This is a genomic window from Legionella nagasakiensis (assembly GCF_900639915.1).
Lineage (GTDB): Bacteria > Pseudomonadota > Gammaproteobacteria > Legionellales > Legionellaceae > Legionella_A > Legionella_A nagasakiensis.
Genome location: NZ_CAAAID010000019.1, coordinates 14,289 through 31,402 on the forward strand (window position 1 = coordinate 14,289; position 17,114 = coordinate 31,402).

The following is a 17,114-nucleotide window of genomic DNA, read 5'->3' on the forward strand; positions in this document are numbered from 1 at the left end:
AGAGGATCAATTGCAGAATATATTATGAGTTTATCACTGACCATTACCGAAAATCCTTTCATTCATTTTTGCTACTACTTTGCTTGTATGAGCGTCAGACAAATGTGCATGTCTTTTAACCATTTGCAAAGTTTTGTGGCCTAGAATTTCAGCAATCTCCGCTAAGCTAGCATTATTCATCGCCAGATAACTTACGCAAAAATGTATCAAATCGTGCCATATAAAATCATCTATTTCAGCTCTCTTAAGAGCAGTTTCAAATGGTGTGCGTAGATCAACTGGTTTCTGAAAATTACTTCCTGGAAAAACAAGCTCCGTATTTATATGTCGAATTTTTGCATGTTGTCTCATAAGCTCAAGTGCATGGCCTGTCAATGGTAAAACTCTTCTCTCACCATTCTTGGTTTCATGTAATGTAATGACCCCACGAATTAAGTCTACGTTTTTCCAAGATAGGCCTAGTATTTCCATACGTCGGCCGCCAGTTGATAAAGCTAGTACTACAGCAGTATATAAAAATTGGCTTTCACTGCGTTTACACTCTGTTAATAGGCATGTACGTTCGTCATCTGATAAAAAGCGAACACGTCCCTTTGGTTCTTTGGGTTTAAGAACACGGAGCATGGGGGAGTCTTCAATCCATTGCCATTCTTTCATGGCTATTGTCAATGTATGGGACAAAGTAGCTAGATAACGAACGACTGTTGAAGGGGAACGCAGTTTATTACGAGAGGTCATCTCTGCTGCCAGCAGGTCTCTTTTCTCTGCAATACGAGCAGGAGATATTTCTGAAAGACTGTAGTGACCTAATTCTTTCTTCTCGCAACTGCATTTGATGTTGCATCAAAAACCAAACAGAATATTTTCCAAAACTTATTCGTGAGCTTAACCTATAACTCAGTAATTACGTTGGTGGTAGCTGGATTGTTTGTTGCTTTGGGTTTTGCACTAAATCCGGCTATTGGTGTTGCATTAATGGTTTTGGAGTCTGCAATAGTTTTAGCGAATTTATACCATATAAAACAACAAGATACAGTATCTCTTGTCTCTCATAGTGAGAGACGTGAGGAAGAAACAACCTCCAAAGTTCTCAATAGTCTAGGTGTTAGTTCGCAATCTTCTTTAGAACAACACGAATTGCCAGAGAAAGATGTGCAGGGATACTCTGTGGACTCTACTTTCAATAGAAGTCTACTCCATTTTTTTGCAATCGCAATAATACAACTAGCCATTCATCAGATGGCATTGGTTACGGTTCAGTTTCTTGTTTCAACTAAATAGAAATTTGAATATGAATCTCGCAAATAGTATGCCTTTTTTAAAGCAATTGGCGGGTAAATTAAAAAAATATTTCTGCAAATGATAAGATTAAGGACATTTGTGGCCCAAAATCTTTCACGAGATAGTACGGTTATCATCGCTTCTCTAAGCTATTCTTTATGATTGCTGTAGCTCCTGGTTTTTAAGCCAGACAATATAGAAACATCCTAGAAAAACTAGAATAATGCCTGCTATGGATAGTGTATCGGGCGCATGTTGCCATAATGCCCAGTCATAAAAACCGGCGATAATTACCCCGAGATAAGTTATCGGTAAAAGAACGGTTGCTGATGCGTAATGCATTGATGACACATAAAACAATAACAGCATCATAGTGCCTATGCCAATAAAAGGTAACAAAATTGCATCCTCAAAGAAAAATTCATTTGGCCAGTAAATGAGAGCATATGGCGAGAGCACAATACTAGGAACCAAAAATGCATAAAACAACGTCCGAAATAGTGGCTCTCCGAGTTTATTTAACTGGCTTGTAATAATGCTACTTATAGCAAAACTTACCCCTGCAAATAGTGCAATAAAATAACCAAGATTAATCCCCACTAGTGTTGGATGAAGGACTAATGCAATTCCTGCAAACCCGGTAAATATTCCCCACCATATCCTATGATTGATTTTCTCCCTTAGCCAGAAAACAGCAATAAAAGTAACCCAGATTGGTGCTGTTGTTCTTAAAAGAATTCCATCAACAACAGGTATATATTTTACTGCCTGAAAAAGACAGCCAAAATAAAGAACTCCGAAAAAACTTCGTGATATTTGTAGTGAGAAATGACTTGTTTTGATGCTTACTTTTCTATTAAAGAGTAGAAGCAATATGATAAGACAAAGACATATAAAATAACTGACAAACACAATAAATGGTGTTGGAAGATGGGCTGAAACAATTTTTACTGCCGTTACTACACTGGCAGAAAAAAATTGAGAAACAGCCATTAAAAATATTCCAAATAATATATTTTCTTTAATTTTATTTAGAGACATTCTGGAGGCGCTTTTAGCGGTTTAAAATCCTTTGAAAGGTCATTATAAATTAAATAATTATGTTAGCAATATAGCAGAAAAATTACATTGGCATGTAGAGACTTGGTGAATACTCATAAATTATAGGATACTGGTACCTTTTAATTATGTGATGCATAGACGTCGTTTCAATGGCAAATTCTAACTAGAAGTGCGACAGACAAAAATGCTGTATATTCAAGTTGTTGAATACATGAATATTAAAGCAGAGGAGTCTGTCACATGAGGGATTATACTCATTTAACGTTGAATGATCGACAACGTTTATATACCTATCTTGATATGGGTCTATCGATAAGAGCGATATCAAAAAAACTATTAAGACATCCATCCACGCTATACAGGGAGGTTAATCGCAATAAAGAGCATATATATGGCTCTCCCCCAACAAAGGGGGCATTTTAATCGAGTTAGTCTAGACTAACCCTTTGATTTGACGGTCAAAAGGAAGATTAAAATGCCGAAGAAAGATTGTATCCTAAATTTACCTGGATATTCTATTAAAAAGGTGAGTGGAGAGAACCCGGTACCCTAGCAAAGGAGTCAGTCAAAAAGATTTGGCTCGTGATTTAAAGCTGGGTAAATCGACTGTAGAGCGCTGGTATCATTATGGTTATGAGCTTCGTCATAAAAAGATATTAAACCGTCCTTGCCCCAGAGTTCTTGGCCTGGATGAGCATTCATTTAATAGGAAAGTGGGTTATGCCACAACCTTTTGTGACTTGGCCAAACATAAAATATTTGATGTGGTTGAGGGACGTTCCGAAAAGGATTTAGAGGGCTATCTAAACACGTTAGAAGGAAAAGATAAGGTACAGGTAGTCTGTATTGACTTAAGTTCCAGTTATCGCAAGTTAATCAGGCGTTACTTTCCCAATGCAATGATTGTTGCCGACCGCTTTCATGTCATTCGTTTATTGAATCAATTCTGTTTGCAGGCTTATCAGCAGATTGACCCTGAAATGAAATATCAGAGAGGTCTCCTGGCAGCACTGAGAACCAATCCCAATAATCTCACGGTAAAGCGACTCAATAGACGAGAACGTTATTTGCAACAACAACCTGTCATTGCTGCAATATATTACTTTAAACAGCGATTACATCGATTGCTCATGCGAAAACATCGCACTGCCAAGCAGTGTACGCGTTTAATACCTCTTTTTCTTAAACTGGTTGCCAGTCTGAAGGAAAGTCCTTTCGACTCACTAAAAACTCTAGGTAAAACATTATATCAATGGCGGGAAGAAGTCGTTAGAATGTGGCGGTTTACTAAAAACAACGGCATTACAGAAGGCTTTCATCGAAAGATGAAACTCATTCAACGTCGTGCCTATGGGTTTAGAAATTTTGAAAATTATAGGTTAAGGGTTAAGGTTTTGTGTTCTTGATTAGTGCCCCCGGATTTGGGGATGAGCCGAAAATGTTTGGGATTTAAAATGCCTAAGGAACTGTTTATACAGCAGTATAAAAATGATTGTCGCACTTGGAGCTAGAATGCGCCCCTCGAATATTTTCTGTAACTACTTGATTTCATTGGTGGGCCCACTAGGACCTGAACCTAGGACCAACGGATTATGAGTCTGTAAAATAGGGGTTTTAGCACGTTTTATCAAATTTTAAATTCTTTCAAAATCCTTTTAAAATCAACGTTTATAAGCCATAATTTGCCATATTGAAATTTATTTGGTTTTAAATAAAGTGTCTACATGGCGTCTACATGGCGTCTACGTGGAGTTTTAGAGGTGTATTATGGCGGAAGCTGAAAAGGGTATTAAATTAACCAAAACCATCGTTGATAAACTCGAACATATCCCTGGTAAAACTCAAACATTTTATCGTGATCATGATTTAAAAGGCTTTGCTTTAAGAATTACTTCTGGTGGTGTCAAAAGTTTCATCGTTGAAACCAGAATCAATGGCAAGGTTAAAAGAGTCACTTTAGGAAAATACGGCAACTTGACCGTTGAAGAAGGCAGAAAGCAGGCCAAGAGTCTTTTGGGAAGTGTTGCCAGAGGTGATGATCCGATAGCGGAGAAGAAAACCAAGAAAGTCCATGCAATGACTTTGCGGCAAGTGTTGAATGACTACCTCAAAGCACGAAAAGATTTAAAGCCACGCACCTTAAACGATTATCAATGCGTGCTGCATGAAGTCGTGTCCGATTGGCTTGATAAACCTTTGGTGAATATTACCCGAGAGATGATTGCCAAAAGGCACACCAAGCATGGTCAGGCAAATAGTAAAGCACGTGCCAATAATGCCATGAGGGTATTAAGAGCTATTTTTAATTATGCCATGTATGAATATCAAGATGGTAACGGCCATCCAATTATCACCATTAATCCAGTCAAATACCTATCGCATACCCGGGCATGGTATCGAGTAGATCGAAAACAAACAGTCATCAAACCCCATCAATTAGCTGACTGGTATAAAGCTGTCATTATATTGGTGGAGACAGATAACTATCGCAACGCTTTACTGTGGCATGATTATTTTTTATTGCTCTTATTCACCGGTATGCGAAAAATGGAAGCAGCCTCTTTGCGCTGGGAAGATATTGATCTCAAATCCAAAACTATCACCTTGCAAGACACCAAAAACCACGAAATCCACACACTACCTATGTCTGACTTTGTCTATGAGCTAATGGAACGCAGAAGCCGGAATAAAACCAGTGAATTTGTATTCCCAGCTGAAAGTAAAACGGGTTATATCTATGAACCTAAAAAAGCGGTGAATAGGGTAGTGGAGTTATCTGGTGTTTCATTTACTTTACATGACTTGAGAAGAACTTTTGCGACCATAGCTGATAGCTTAGATTTGCCTGCTTATGCTTTGAAGCGTTTGCTTAATCATAAAATGAATAATGATGTTACAGCAGGATATATCATGAAGGATGTAGAGCGATTGCGCAAACCGATGCAGCAGGTTGCCAATTTTATTAAAAAACACATGATGATATGTGAACAGGTATAATGACTATTTTACATATATCTCAAAATGAGATATAATTTGATTTAAGAAGGGTGTTTATTTGCTATGCATATTATAACTAGAAGAAGAATTACCGAAGCAAAAGCACTTTATCCACAATGCGCATCAGCTCTAGCTGGGTGGTTGAAAGTTGTGGAGGAGAATGAGTTTAAGAGTTTTGCTGAGTTGAAAGCAGTATTTAATAGTATTGATAAAGTGGGTGACTTATTTGTCTTTGATATTGGGGGTAATAAACTCCGTTTGATAGCAAGCATCCATTTTAACCGGAAAAAATTGTATATACATCATATCTTGACCCATCAAGAATATGACAAAAATAAGTGGAAGGAGTGAGTATGACTGCTTTAGCACACAATAACTATTTAGAAGAGACAATCCAACATTGGAAACATATCTCTCCCATTATCCATGATCCTCAAAATGATGATGAGTATGAGAAACTTGCCAACATGCTTGATCAATTGTTGGATATTGTTGGTGACAATGAGTCGCATGAATTAATGGGGTTAGTTGATGTAATCAGCCATATGATAACTCAGTACGATGAAAACCATGCTGAGCAGCTTCAAAAAGGAAGCGGCATTGAAGCATTAAAATTTCTCATGGAACAGCATGGTTTGGATCAAAGTGATTTTAAAAATGAAATTGGAAGTCAGGGCGTCGTTTCTGAAATATTAAACGGAAAGCGACAACTGAATCTCTCTCATATTAAGAAATTAGCTGAGCGATTTCATGTTACGCCAGCTACTTTTATTGATTAGATTTAAGGTTATAAAGTTCCAGGCAAATGTTTCGTGTTAAGAAAACTCAAAATTCTTAACATGACTCACTTCTCATGTTAAAGAAATCGGATTCTCTTAACATGATCAAATTTAAATCTATAGGTCATAAATACGCAGAATTCTATTGATCACCAATACTCATGGAAATTTGGATGTTATCAATCAAATGGTAATCCAAACCATGAAAGATGTTGAACGGTTGAGGAAACCCATGCAACAAATAGCTAATTTTATACTTGAGCATATGATTGAGACTGCGGATATTAGTTAATCAAAAAAATTTAATCGCTTGCATCGTTGCTCTAGCAATTCGAGATATTTTTCCTGCATCGGTTGAGATAAAAAACTGAAACCAACCAGCTCTTGCCATTTTGGTATTACCTGATGGAACTCTTGTACGATCCCATCGATGACGTTCTGGTTTAATCCTAATTTTTCAATGGCAAAATATTTAAGAAAATCACTCTTTGTTAAATTATTTTTTTTTCCTTTTAGAGGTAAAGCCAGTTCTTCTTTGGTATTTTTTTGAGCGATGGTTGAGTTAAGTAAATCGTAGGCTGGTGATATGGAAATTTTTCTATCCTTAGTAATCAGGGAAAAATTTTTTAGATGCATGTCTTCATTACCGACCAAGAAGTTAAACAACGTCAACTTAAATAATTTCACGAATTCAATTTTTGGGAATGTACAAAACTGTTCTATAACTGCAATCACTTTTTCCATAGAACTTTTATATTTTGTATGTCGATCTTCACCTGATAGCTGTGCAAAATCTTCTAAAGCTAACTTTTTATTATGGCCTATTCGATCAAACCGTTTAATGAAGTAGGTCAAACTGTTGTCTTTAGAATAAACCAAACCATGAACCGGAACTTCGAGGCCTATAGTTTTTGCAAGGGTCATAGTAATGGCTTCATTTTCAGGCAATTCTGGATAAATATCACTTTGTGGTTTTAAAATATACTGACCATATTGATCAACGATTTCAAAACATCCCTCTTTAATCTTTAGTTTGGCACTTAGTTTCTTTTGAACGCCTTGAATAGACATCTTTCCTACACGAGCAATTGCTTCCTGTCGCTGCTCATCAGCACTTAAATCTAATGGGCTAAGATTTTTTAATTGAGGGGAAAGCAAATGCAATCCACGTTGCGAATAGTTTTCTTGAACACTTATTTTTTCATAAGTAATAGGACAGTGTTTCATCTTAGTTCCTCAATAGTCACTGCGCCTACGACATCTTGGCCAACTATTATCAATTGACCAAAATAATCATTTTTATCTATCTTGTATTTGCGTAATAGTGCTTCAAGCATAATGCCTTCAGGAAGTAATCCTTCAAAAAAAGGGGGGAACACGTCAAAATCATAGACCTTATTGGTTAACGGCATGGTGAGAGAAACAGGTGCACCCTGATAATCATCAAAGTAAGTAAATTGATATTTCCCACCTTGTAATTCTTCTAGTGTTCCAGCCTTAATGCCATCCACTGATACGCATGCTTTTCTCATGAATTATTATCCGTTGTTTGAGGAAAAGGCGTTTCAAATTTCATTTGGATATTTAAAACATCGAACACTTTTAGCAATGTGTTCAACCGTACCGATTCTTTCCCTTTTTCAATATCATATATAACCGTCTTACCGACACCCGCTAACCGGGCTAATTCTTGTTGTGATAAGCCGCTTTGTTTACGGTAGTAATGGACTAGATTGGCAATCTCGTGTGCGGGCATGGAACACCATAAATTAATCATATATTACTGTTATAGCAGTAAAAACGATAAATATAAATTTATTATTGCATTTTTTTGCATTAATTCGTAATAAAATACTGTTATAGCAGTAATTTTATTGTATTTTCTAGTTTTGCATATATTTATTTATTATAAATTCACGAAAGTTACTGTTATCGCAGTAATTTCTTCGAAAGTAATAAAAATTTTTTGGTTTAGGCTCAAAATTTGTCGTTATGATTATAAGGATTATAAAATTGAGAGGGACAAAGGGGACAAGAGGGAAACCCTTACCAATACTAGGTTCTAGACGTCCCACTCCATAATATGCTGGTGGGGCAAATGGGACAAAAGTACTTTTTATATTTCAATTAGTAACAGAAGTAAAAATACGCATCGTTCGCCAAGTTATATAGGGCTGGTTCTTACCTTGTTGTATTATTTATTGAAATGATTATATAGCTTTGCAAGCATTTCACTATGTAGCCAACCCCCAGTTTGCTTTAATTCCCAAAGTGCTACCGCTGGAAACTTAAAGAAAATCTCTATTCTTTTTATGGTGTTTGTGTCATGACTTGTACCTGTTTCTATTCGTGCCAGTGTGGCGATGCTAATATCCAAGATATTAGCTAAGTCATGTTGAGTAAGTCCTATTTCATTTCTGAATTTTTTTATATCTTCTTTTGTAAAGGAGCTATAATAGACTGGCTCAAAAATAAAACTTGATGGCCCCCTTTTACCAATTGAACCTAGTAAAATAATTGGGTTTTGTTCATCTGGTGAAATGCCTTGAGAGGCGCAATAATCCTTGTAGGCTGGATTTTCTTTTGATGGAATTCTATCCAGTAATGATTTAAATAGTTTTCCTTTTTCAGAACAGTGACGCAATTTAAATAAATCCAGCTCTGGCCCTAATGGAATGGCAGTATCCGAGTAGGCATAACTTTCATCATAGATTAACTCATAGACTTCCTGTTCTTTACTGTAAATCAGCTCACCAACAAAAATCCTTCTTTTTCTTCCCTCATGAAATATATTGAGTTTGTCTTGGCATAGTTTTAAATTATCTTGCATTTTCAAGCTCCTCAAATCTCTTTTCTATAAGACGCTTGATGGCTTGTTTCATTAAATCACTACAAAAACTATCATTTATTAATTGATTAATTTTGGATATTGAGAGCCGTTTGTAGAAATTATCGATTTCTGCCTGATATCCCAATCTTTTAAATTCGCGTACATAGTCAACCATGCTTGGTTCAAACGAGTCTTTTGTATTAATTCTACCCGTTGGGTTAAAGTCAGCTTGTAGCATTGGACCTGTTTCAAGACTTAAATAGGATACATTATCGTAAATGGGTGAAAGCTTAGTGCTTGAAGATGTAACAATAAATGCAAGGTTTCTTCCATGACGATCATGATTGCCGATAAGTGAATCGAACAATAAGGTATTGATAAAAATTCTAGTATCCAAGGGTCTACCAGTTTCCTTGGAAATTGCATTGATAAGTCCTTCACAACTATGATCTTCATCAGGTCGGAAGTGATAAATATGTTGAAGGTCAATTGGAGAATCTTGCTTGATAAAATTCTTAGTGACGAAGGTTTTGTCACCATAAAAATTAATGTAATAAAATTCTGCTACGGGAATATTCAATTCCTTTCCAATTTGATTGCACAAATACTCAACTTCGGGTAATTCCGGTGCATCATCTTGTCTCATTTTTAAGATGTATGAAAAACCCGCAAGGCTGGCAGAGTACTTTTTGAATTTGCCATGGAAAAAACTGTTATTTTGCTTTGAATGACTGTTGGGGTTTTCTAATGAAGAACTATGTCGCCTCTGTAATCCAGTGAACTTTTCAGTCTTAGCTACATTAAACCACTCTTGAAAGCATTCAGGATGCAACCCATAGTGCTCGGCTGTAGAGCTTTCGATTTCTTTTAGACACTTTAAACACTGCATTTTATTAACTATACCCAACAATTAGTTTTCTTAAGTATAGTTTTGATATCAATTGATATCAAGTTAAAGTTGGTATCAATTGATATTATGTTCGGCATGACATCAATTGATACTATTATGATATTAATATTGGTGTGAAATTTTGATTCTTTCCTAATTAAGACAAACATTATCATATTACCGAAGCTTAGTACCCAGAGTTTTTGCGATTCTCCAATTCATAAAGCAATTATTTGGATTCGCAATTTGCGAATTGCGAATTTATGACATGTTATCTTTCATTTTTAGTATCAATCAATATCCTTCGATAACACATCTTTGAATTTGATCTTTTGTGCTTGACATTCTTTGAGGGAATACGAGATACTTTTTCCAAGCTTAAGGAGTAAGCCCGATGTTCCAACAGAATATAAGCAGTTGGAAGTCAAAGGATTAGGAAAAAAGAATATCAATCAATTGTCCAGGGTGATACTGGATGATCCGTTGAGTTCTGTTCAAGGAAGATACATCTCGGCATTTGGCTGAGAAGTAAACAACTGAGGAATTTCCTATGACTTTAAAAAAACCATCCCGTTTACATCTATTAAACGAATTTGAATCTGCGCCACATTCTGCGCTTTTTAATCAACAAACTATCGCTGCGGTATTAAGCTGCTCCACCCATTTACTTGAACGTAACCGCTGGTCGGGTGGTGGTGTTCCCTATTTAAAAATTGGTCGCAAGGTATTGTACCGAAAAAGCGATGTGCTTAATTTTCTCCAACAACAAAAAATTTATTACTCAACCAGTGACGAAGGTCAGTTACAGCTCGTTGAGAACGCATAAATTTAAAATTCGTCAGAATGAATTTACTTCATTCCGATGGTTTGACTGTTGTTTGGAGAATAATGTATGTCACAAAATCATGTTATTGAATTACCCAATAAACCAAAGCAGCGTCCAATTGTCTGCGGCTATGCCGGTGGTCGGTTTCGGTTAACTGATGAGGGGTTAACCTTTATCGGTATCGACAAGGATGGCAATCCATTGCCACCTCGATGGATATCCTCACCTTTGTATGTCGTTGCAAAAACACGCGATGCTCATAGTGGTGAATGGGGTCGTTTGCTGGAATGGAAGGATGATGATGGTATTACCCACCAGTGGGCGATGCCATTGTCCTTACTGCAAGGCGATTCCTCCGATGTAAGGCGAGAGCTGGCAAGACTTGGCTTGAGTATCTCGCCCAATAGGGCAGCGCGCGATTTGCTCACGTCCTATTTACAGGTCTTTCCAGTTGAAGCGCGAGCACGTTGTGTTGATAAACTGGGCTGGTATGAGGATGTCTTTATTACCGCAGGCCTGTGTATTGGACAGACAACAGAGAAGATTGTATTCCAGAATACCAATGCCATAGAACCGGCATTGTCCTCAAAATGTAGCATTGAAGAATGGCGAGATTCAATAGGCCGGCTTGCATCAGGAAATTCAAGACTGGTATTTGCCATATCGACCGCACTTGCACCAGCGTTGGCAAAGCTGGTTGGAGAAGACTCTGGCGGTTTTCATTTCAGGGGGGCATCCTCATCGGGAAAAAGCACCGCATTGAAAGTCGCTGCTTCTGTTTGGGGAAATCCACAATCTTATTGTCGTTTATGGCGAAGCACTGCTAATGGCTTGGAAGGTCTCGCGGCATTACACAATGATGGGCTGCTCATTCTAGATGAACTGAGTCAAATGGATCCCAGAGTAGCTGGAGAGGCTGCTTATCTGCTGGCCAATGGTCAGGGAAAAACACGTGCTTCTCGTACTGGTACGGTTAAGCAATCTTCCCGATGGTCTTTGTTTTTCCTATCTGCCGGTGAAGAATCCTTGACGGCACTGATGGCAAAATCAGGACAGCGCATTAACGCAGGTCAGGAAATTAGGCTTGCTGATATTGAGGCGGATGCAGGATGCGGGATGGGGATCTTTGAAACAATTCATGATCAACTAAGCCCAGCCAGTATGGCATTATCGCTAAAGAAATACAGCAGCCGATATCATGGCACAATCGGTATGGCGTGGCTGAATCAAGTAGTTGCCAACCGGCAAACAATCAGCCGATATATTACCGACACTATTCAAACCTTTGCTGGTGCAGTTATTCAACCCGATGCAACCGGTCAAATTATTCGTGTCGCCAGACGCTTTGCATTGGTTGCTGCTGCCGGCGAATTGGCCAGTAGTTTTGGTTTGACTGGATGGGAAGAAGGCGAATCATTCGCTGCGGCAGAGAATTGTTTTGGTGTATGGCTGGAAGCATTCGGTTCAGATGGCAATCGAGAAGACCGCGCTATTATGGTGCAAGTACGCGCTTTCTTTGAATTCCATGGTGCCAGCCGTTTTGACAGCGTGAATCACCCCAATAATGAAAAAATCCTAAACCGCGCTGGATTTTATCAAACCGATGGTGAAGGTCTTCGAATATTTATGGTGTTAACCGAAGTATATAAAAACGAACTCTGCAAAGGCTTCGATCAACGAACGGTGACAAAAACTTTATTACAAGCTGGTTGGCTTAAACCTGCTCCTGATGGTAATGCCTCACACAAACCAAGAATCAAAGGGGTAGGAACGCCAAGGCTGTATGTTTTCACCAGTAAAATTTGGGGAGGGGAATAAAATGCTGCATGTAAAACAGAAAATTTTGGGTATTTACGTTGAGTACCGAAGGTGCGAATAAGACCCGTGAAGTTTGATGGCCAGCTCGCTGGTTAGCTAACTTCACCTATCTTGCCCTGTATTTTGAAATTTATTTTGGAACCCTCTTTGGGTTATTTAAGGTTATTTTTGGAACTTAAACGATTATTAACTCAAATAATCAAAAATAAACGGGAATAAATAAAAAAGGGCTGAAAAATTACCAAAAATAACCTTGAGAGGAAGTAAAAGAGACCTAAATAAAAATAAATAGTAAACAACAAAGGATTGAGCAATCAATTTTACAGAGAGTAGATTATGAAAAATTCCCTGATAGAAAGTATGATGGCTGCTGATCAAAATCAGCGAAAAACGCCAGCAAGAAAAAATAAAGTAGAGTTTTTAGCTTTAAAGGAGGATATATCGGAAGCCCTAGAAAAAGGCTGGCCAATGACCGCCATATGGGAAACGCTTCGGGATGAGGGAAGCTTCACTGCAAGTTACAATACGTTCCGGCTTTATGTATTGGAATATCTTAATGGTCAAAAGTCTGGGTATTCGCAAACGGGCAGTCTTGCCCTAAGCCTAACAGACTGGTTAAGAAGCATTCCTTGAAGAAAAGTAACGCCACAAATGAAATCAAAGGCTTTACTTATAATCCTATCCCTAATATTGATGAGCTGCTTTGATTGCATGGATTTTTATCATCAAATATGTCCCATATGCCCCATCTTGAATTTTAAGGTGGGGGACGCCTTTAGACCAGCAATGACGCGGTTGCCCCAATAGTCCCATTTGTCCCTGTGGTTTTTGATAACATTGTAATGGCATTAGTGATTTTTTAGACAGAATAGCAATTCATTGTGTTTTTTTGTTCAAACGCGTTGAGCGTGCCTGAACATTAGCGCTTAATATATTGATTTTTTATAGAGAAAATCAAGGCAGCTCTTATGTGTCACTGCACATAGTGAACTGACGCATTTTACTAAATATTATGAATTTTGCAGATTGGTTGAATAGCTTGTGCTAGGCCAAAATTTCCCTGACACATTTGCTGTACTATGACATTAAGTTAACCTAGTCTCGAGGCAGTAATCCATTAGAGTTTCGCTGAGGTATAGGCAGTTTATTCTCTTCAAGATGCTTTATAATTTTTGATTCATCTTGCTGCTGCCAACCTTTGTCATTAAAACTATAACAATGTTTACAAACTACAAAATTATAAGTTGGAATATTTTTTCCTGTATAAATTCCAGGCCCAAATTGGCACTTATCACCACAAATAAAACAATCTTGAAAAAAGGGTTTCCTTTCCATAAGTCCTCCTTAAATATTAGTATCACAAACAAAGTCTATTTCATTAAGCTGTCCATAAACCTCTCATCATACATTGTGCATCCTCGAAGGTTAAAGTCGTAAAAATATCCCATCATTTTCAAAAAATCATTCCATCTTGTACATGCTTGATCAGGGGTGATTCCAATTTTTTTTAAGAAATTTTTGAAAAAAGCAGAATTTTTTATTAAGTAGTGAAATGCAGTGTTTTTATATTTCTTATCTGCAATTATATATGAGGGGGGGGATGACAGGGTTGTTTAAAATTTCATCTTTATTTGAGGTTAAGGTGTCGTTCGATAAAGATTGAAAATAAAAAAGTATATTCATAGTCATTTGAAAATTTACTAATGTTTGCATCCAATCTTTTTCAGTTTTAAATAATAGCCTTAACCAAGCCCAATTTGAGTAGGATGAAAGCATAAAATTAAAGGATTTTGTATAATCTCTTCCTAGAGATTTAATGAATCCAGTAACTGATGGTACATTGTATAAATACTCGTAATGGATAGAGGGCTGCTTGATAGGTATTTTTTGACTAAATATTGAAGAGACCTCATGCAATCGTCCATTATAAATCAATAAGGCTCCATATACGTGGTGATAAACGAATGCTAATAATTCGGGTACTGTTCTTAAAATTTCGTAATTATTTTGTATCAGCCAATCATCTCTAGATAATAAATCAATAAGCAACCCTTCTTGGTGTTGAAAATTTTTACTTTTCGAAATTACCCCACCTAATGCAACAAGAAATATCGGTGAGGCGGTGTCTATAAAATGCTTCATAATATTCGGTAGATCTTCATTTGTGCTTTTTGGAATAATTTTGATTGTTTTTTCTTTAACGTCATGTGCGCTTCTAAAAACATATTCCTTTGTTTCTTTAAACAATAAATTAAAATTTTGGTAGTCTTCTCTATCAGCATAATATTTGGCTGTATTTAATATGCGCTTATTATCATTAATAAGCTCTTTTATATTAATGTCCTCAACAACTTGGATTTCTAATTTTTCATCTTTTAGCTTATTTCTACCAAGAGGTGGCTTTGGTTTTTTAGGTTGTTGATGTATAACACGGGCAATTTCTTCAACAAGATCGGCGGTTGAAATATTAGGTTGCTTAATGATCGCTTTTCTAGTTGTCATAAGGAAGTCAGGACAACTTTCTTCAAAATTATGTTCTTCATTAATTAAAACAGGAATTACTTTATCAGATAATATATTTTTATATAAATCATCAGTGATTATTGAGCTTTCATAACCAACGCCTCCTTTGCCTTCATTAGCCTTAACCTTATATGTCGGCGATAGTATTACAATAATACGATCTGCTTGGCGACAGCCTTGCATAAATATTGTCAGAAGACCTCCTGTGGGATTGTCTTCTTCATAAAAGTCTCCAATAACATCTATGCCATATTCTTGAATTAAAAGATCGGCTATTTTATGAACTTCTTCAATATGAGAGCTAGACTCATGTGAGTATGACATGAACACTCTAGGTGTGGTCTTATCATTCATTTTTTTTCTTTGATGCTTTTTTAGGCTTTGCCTTAGATTTTAACATCGCTAACTCCTTTCTACGTTTTTCTTTTTCATCCGGTATGATATACAAATGATTGAGAACTTCTTTAATTACTTCTATAAGAAAGCGAATTCTTGGGCTATCAAAATCTTCCCAGTCGTTTTCATGTAATTCTTGACTGGTCAAAATATGTATTGCTTTTAATTCATTTAAAAGTTCAGAATCGATTTCTTTATGCTTTTGCCTTAAAAGTTCTATTCTATAATCATGAGAATGAAAATCACCGGCATCATTTGTATCCGGTATTTCTTCATGTTGTAATAATTTATAAATAGCTTTTCGTAATCCTGCCGAAGCTCCAGTTATTAGATTGCTTTTTAGAGAATTATAGGACTCACTTAAAGGTTTTCTGATTGATGCTGGAACACGTTCATCTATGGTAAAAAATGATGAAGGCTCGTTGTAATAAAATAAATCATCTAGTTCGGATATTGATTCATTCTCTTTGTTACTTATCTCAACGCAAGTTTTTGATTTGCCAACCCCGCTTTCAGTCAAGGGCTTCCCAGACTCGGCTGATACTTTAAATGTATATCTGCCTTGGTAATGATGAGTTAGTGCAATTTTATAATTGCTCAGATGAAAAGAATCTTTTTGGCAGTCGTCATCAGAGCATGTAACGATATAAAAATAAGTAGTCTTATTGTTTGAGCTATCAAAAGAACCGTGGTCAGTCACATAATAACTTACGTGTCTTCTATTGCAGAAGGGACAGTTATACGTTTTATCATTGATAAAGTACTTCATGTCCTTATGTGACTGGTCATGTCTTGACATCATATCTTCCTTTAGTCACAAAAGGTTGTGGCATAACCCACTTTCCTATTAAATGAATGCTCATCAAGGCCAAGAACTCTGGGGCAAGGACGGTTTAATATCTTTTTATGACGAAGCTCATAACCGTAATGATACCAGCGCTCTACAGTCGATTTACCCAGCTTTAAGTCGCGAGCCAAATCTTTTTGACTGACTCCTTTGCTAGGGTAATGAAACACCTGTTTACGTAAACTCTCGCTGGCTCTTTGATACTTACCAATGCCTGGAAAACGCTGATTAAAATAACGACCACAGGCAGGACAATGATATTTATGAGCCTTAATACACAAATAGCTTCGGCGTAATCCAATTGACTCATGGCGTATGCGCCTTATAAAACTATCTTTTTTACGTAACTTCTTATTACCACAATGAACACAACGAACAACACATCGATAAGTGACTTCGATAAAAACCGGGTTCTCTCCACTCACCTTTTTAATAGAATATCCAGGTAAATTTAGGATACAATCTTTCTTCGGCATTTTAATCTTCCTTTTGACCGTCAAATCAAAGGGTTAGTCTAGACTAACTCGATTAAAATGCCCCCCTTTGTTGGGGGAGAGCCAAATTTCTAAACCCATAGGCACGACGTTGAATGAGTTTCATCATATGCTATAATATTGAACAGTGTGAGACACGATTTCAATCTTGGGGATAACTATGGATGGTAAGCAATCCAAGTCGGTAGCTCCAGCTCAAACAGAGGTGGTTACTCCCTACATGAAGGTTAAGCAATTAGTCGATCGTTTTGCGAATGGCCCACTAAGAGCCAAACATGCTGTAGTCACTGATCCCAGTAGTCAAGAGCATGTAAGGCATCTCGAAACGAGTTTGCAAGCTATTAATCAACTTATTGATAGGATTGACAGGTT

17 protein-coding genes and 4 pseudogenes are annotated in these 17,114 nt (G+C 37.0%); 10 read left to right on the plus strand and 11 right to left on the minus strand.

The genetic code is table 11. The features are described 5' to 3' along the window. Window positions 1–33: 33 nt before the first annotated feature. Complete coding sequence (locus E1O52_RS12355; RefSeq protein ID WP_242602252.1) at window positions 34–657, minus strand: site-specific integrase; 624 nt, start codon at window positions 655–657, stop codon at window positions 34–36. Between the two features lie 156 nt (window positions 658–813). On the opposite strand from E1O52_RS12355, the pseudogene E1O52_RS13510 reads away from it, so the two are divergent. Further along, window positions 814–1,281, plus strand: a pseudogene (locus E1O52_RS13510) (hypothetical protein); the annotation flags it as partial. A 156-nt stretch (window positions 1,282–1,437) separates the two neighbouring features. On the opposite strand, the gene E1O52_RS12365 reads toward E1O52_RS13510, so the two are convergent. Beyond that, window positions 1,438–2,322 (minus strand): DMT family transporter, encoded by an 885-nt coding sequence (locus tag E1O52_RS12365; protein WP_133128966.1) that lies wholly within the window; start codon window positions 2,320–2,322, stop codon window positions 1,438–1,440. 261 nt (window positions 2,323–2,583) lie between these two features. On the opposite strand from E1O52_RS12365, the pseudogene E1O52_RS12370 reads away from it, so the two are divergent. The 5 genes and pseudogenes from E1O52_RS12370 to E1O52_RS12390 form a co-directional block, all read left to right on the plus strand. Continuing rightward, window positions 2,584–2,730: pseudogene (locus E1O52_RS12370) on the plus strand (helix-turn-helix domain-containing protein); the annotation flags it as partial. An 88-nt stretch (window positions 2,731–2,818) separates the two neighbouring features. Continuing rightward, window positions 2,819–3,749, plus strand: a pseudogene (locus E1O52_RS12375) (ISL3 family transposase). A gap of 361 nt (window positions 3,750–4,110) precedes the next feature. Continuing rightward, on the plus strand, window positions 4,111–5,340 hold the full coding sequence (locus E1O52_RS12380) for a tyrosine-type recombinase/integrase (protein WP_133128968.1): 1,230 nt from the start codon (window positions 4,111–4,113) through the stop codon (window positions 5,338–5,340). Window positions 5,341–5,403: 63 nt separating this feature from the next. Further along, window positions 5,404–5,691 (plus strand): type II toxin-antitoxin system HigB family toxin, encoded by a 288-nt coding sequence (locus E1O52_RS12385; protein ID WP_133128969.1) that lies wholly within the window; start codon window positions 5,404–5,406, stop codon window positions 5,689–5,691. Window positions 5,692–5,693: 2 nt separating this feature from the next. Next, entirely contained in the window at window positions 5,694–6,119 is a 426-nt protein-coding gene (locus E1O52_RS12390) for a helix-turn-helix domain-containing protein (protein WP_133128970.1), read from the plus strand. 288 nt (window positions 6,120–6,407) lie between these two features. On the opposite strand, the gene E1O52_RS12395 is transcribed toward E1O52_RS12390, so the two are convergent. From E1O52_RS12395 to E1O52_RS12415, 5 genes are all read right to left on the minus strand, one after another. Then, window positions 6,408–7,346, minus strand: a complete 939-nt coding sequence (locus tag E1O52_RS12395; protein ID WP_133128971.1) for a lpg2370 family Dot/Icm T4SS effector — start codon at window positions 7,344–7,346, stop codon at window positions 6,408–6,410. Further along, window positions 7,343–7,651, minus strand: a complete 309-nt coding sequence (locus tag E1O52_RS12400; RefSeq protein ID WP_133128972.1) for a HipA N-terminal domain-containing protein — start codon at window positions 7,649–7,651, stop codon at window positions 7,343–7,345. The genes E1O52_RS12395 and E1O52_RS12400 overlap by 4 nt, the downstream gene beginning before the upstream one ends. After that, window positions 7,648–7,875, minus strand: coding sequence for a helix-turn-helix transcriptional regulator (locus tag E1O52_RS12405; protein WP_133128973.1), 228 nt, complete (start codon window positions 7,873–7,875; stop codon window positions 7,648–7,650). Before E1O52_RS12405 ends, E1O52_RS12400 begins: the two co-directional genes overlap by 4 nt. 438 nt (window positions 7,876–8,313) lie before the next feature. Then, window positions 8,314–8,949 (minus strand): helix-turn-helix transcriptional regulator, encoded by a 636-nt coding sequence (locus E1O52_RS12410; protein ID WP_058484399.1) that lies wholly within the window; start codon window positions 8,947–8,949, stop codon window positions 8,314–8,316. Beyond that, a complete protein-coding gene (locus tag E1O52_RS12415; RefSeq protein WP_133128974.1) occupies window positions 8,939–9,859 on the minus strand; it encodes a HipA domain-containing protein in 921 nt (306 codons plus the stop codon). Before E1O52_RS12415 ends, E1O52_RS12410 begins: the two co-directional genes overlap by 11 nt. Before the next feature lie 529 nt (window positions 9,860–10,388). Between E1O52_RS12415 and E1O52_RS12420 the strand changes: the two genes are divergently transcribed. The 3 genes from E1O52_RS12420 (at window position 10,389) to E1O52_RS12430 (ending at window position 13,115) form a co-directional block, all read left to right on the plus strand. Beyond that, window positions 10,389–10,664, plus strand: a complete 276-nt coding sequence (locus E1O52_RS12420) for a DNA-binding protein (protein ID WP_133128975.1) — start codon at window positions 10,389–10,391, stop codon at window positions 10,662–10,664. A 66-nt stretch (window positions 10,665–10,730) separates the two neighbouring features. Beyond that, the gene (locus tag E1O52_RS12425) at window positions 10,731–12,482 is read left to right on the plus strand and encodes a DUF927 domain-containing protein (RefSeq protein WP_133128976.1); all 1,752 of its coding nucleotides are present in this window, start codon (window positions 10,731–10,733) and stop codon (window positions 12,480–12,482) included. Between the two features lie 336 nt (window positions 12,483–12,818). Further along, window positions 12,819–13,115, plus strand: coding sequence for a TraK family protein (locus E1O52_RS12430; RefSeq protein ID WP_165474823.1), 297 nt, complete (start codon window positions 12,819–12,821; stop codon window positions 13,113–13,115). 462 nt (window positions 13,116–13,577) lie between these two features. On the opposite strand, the gene E1O52_RS12435 is transcribed toward E1O52_RS12430, so the two are convergent. The 4 genes and pseudogenes from E1O52_RS12435 to E1O52_RS12450 form a co-directional block, all read right to left on the minus strand. Next, window positions 13,578–13,817 (minus strand): hypothetical protein, encoded by a 240-nt coding sequence (locus E1O52_RS12435; protein WP_133128977.1) that lies wholly within the window; start codon window positions 13,815–13,817, stop codon window positions 13,578–13,580. Window positions 13,818–14,054: 237 nt separating this feature from the next. Further along, entirely contained in the window at window positions 14,055–15,329 is a 1,275-nt protein-coding gene (locus E1O52_RS12440) for an SEFIR domain-containing protein (protein WP_165474824.1), read from the minus strand. A gap of 22 nt (window positions 15,330–15,351) precedes the next feature. Beyond that, a complete protein-coding gene (locus E1O52_RS12445; RefSeq protein WP_133128979.1) occupies window positions 15,352–16,101 on the minus strand; it encodes a hypothetical protein in 750 nt (249 codons plus the stop codon). 113 nt (window positions 16,102–16,214) lie between these two features. Continuing rightward, window positions 16,215–16,724, minus strand: a pseudogene (locus E1O52_RS12450) (helix-turn-helix domain-containing protein); the annotation flags it as partial. Between the two features lie 178 nt (window positions 16,725–16,902). Between E1O52_RS12450 and E1O52_RS12455 the strand changes: the two are divergent. Beyond that, window positions 16,903–17,114: hypothetical protein (locus tag E1O52_RS12455; protein WP_133128980.1), on the plus strand; the 212-nt coding region annotated here is incomplete at its 3' end.

Excerpts from the sequence above, each read along its gene's own strand:
- E1O52_RS12355 (WP_242602252.1), bottom strand. The coding sequence starts at position 657 with ATGAAAGAATGGCAATGGATTGAAGACTCCCCCATGCTCCGTGTTCTT.
- E1O52_RS12365 (WP_133128966.1), bottom strand. The coding sequence starts at position 2,322 with ATGTCTCTAAATAAAATTAAAGAAAATATATTATTTGGAATATTTTTA.
- E1O52_RS12380 (WP_133128968.1), top strand. The coding sequence starts at position 4,111 with ATGGCGGAAGCTGAAAAGGGTATTAAATTAACCAAAACCATCGTTGAT.
- E1O52_RS12385 (WP_133128969.1), top strand. The coding sequence starts at position 5,404 with ATGCATATTATAACTAGAAGAAGAATTACCGAAGCAAAAGCACTTTAT.
- E1O52_RS12390 (WP_133128970.1), top strand. The coding sequence starts at position 5,694 with ATGACTGCTTTAGCACACAATAACTATTTAGAAGAGACAATCCAACAT.
- E1O52_RS12395 (WP_133128971.1), bottom strand. The coding sequence starts at position 7,346 with ATGAAACACTGTCCTATTACTTATGAAAAAATAAGTGTTCAAGAAAAC.
- E1O52_RS12400 (WP_133128972.1), bottom strand. The coding sequence starts at position 7,651 with ATGAGAAAAGCATGCGTATCAGTGGATGGCATTAAGGCTGGAACACTA.
- E1O52_RS12405 (WP_133128973.1), bottom strand. The coding sequence starts at position 7,875 with ATGCCCGCACACGAGATTGCCAATCTAGTCCATTACTACCGTAAACAA.
- E1O52_RS12410 (WP_058484399.1), bottom strand. The coding sequence starts at position 8,949 with ATGCAAGATAATTTAAAACTATGCCAAGACAAACTCAATATATTTCAT.
- E1O52_RS12420 (WP_133128975.1), top strand. The coding sequence starts at position 10,389 with ATGACTTTAAAAAAACCATCCCGTTTACATCTATTAAACGAATTTGAA.
- E1O52_RS12425 (WP_133128976.1), top strand. The coding sequence starts at position 10,731 with ATGTCACAAAATCATGTTATTGAATTACCCAATAAACCAAAGCAGCGT.
- E1O52_RS12430 (WP_165474823.1), top strand. The coding sequence starts at position 12,819 with ATGAAAAATTCCCTGATAGAAAGTATGATGGCTGCTGATCAAAATCAG.
- E1O52_RS12435 (WP_133128977.1), bottom strand. The coding sequence starts at position 13,817 with ATGGAAAGGAAACCCTTTTTTCAAGATTGTTTTATTTGTGGTGATAAG.
- E1O52_RS12440 (WP_165474824.1), bottom strand. The coding sequence starts at position 15,329 with ATGTCATACTCACATGAGTCTAGCTCTCATATTGAAGAAGTTCATAAA.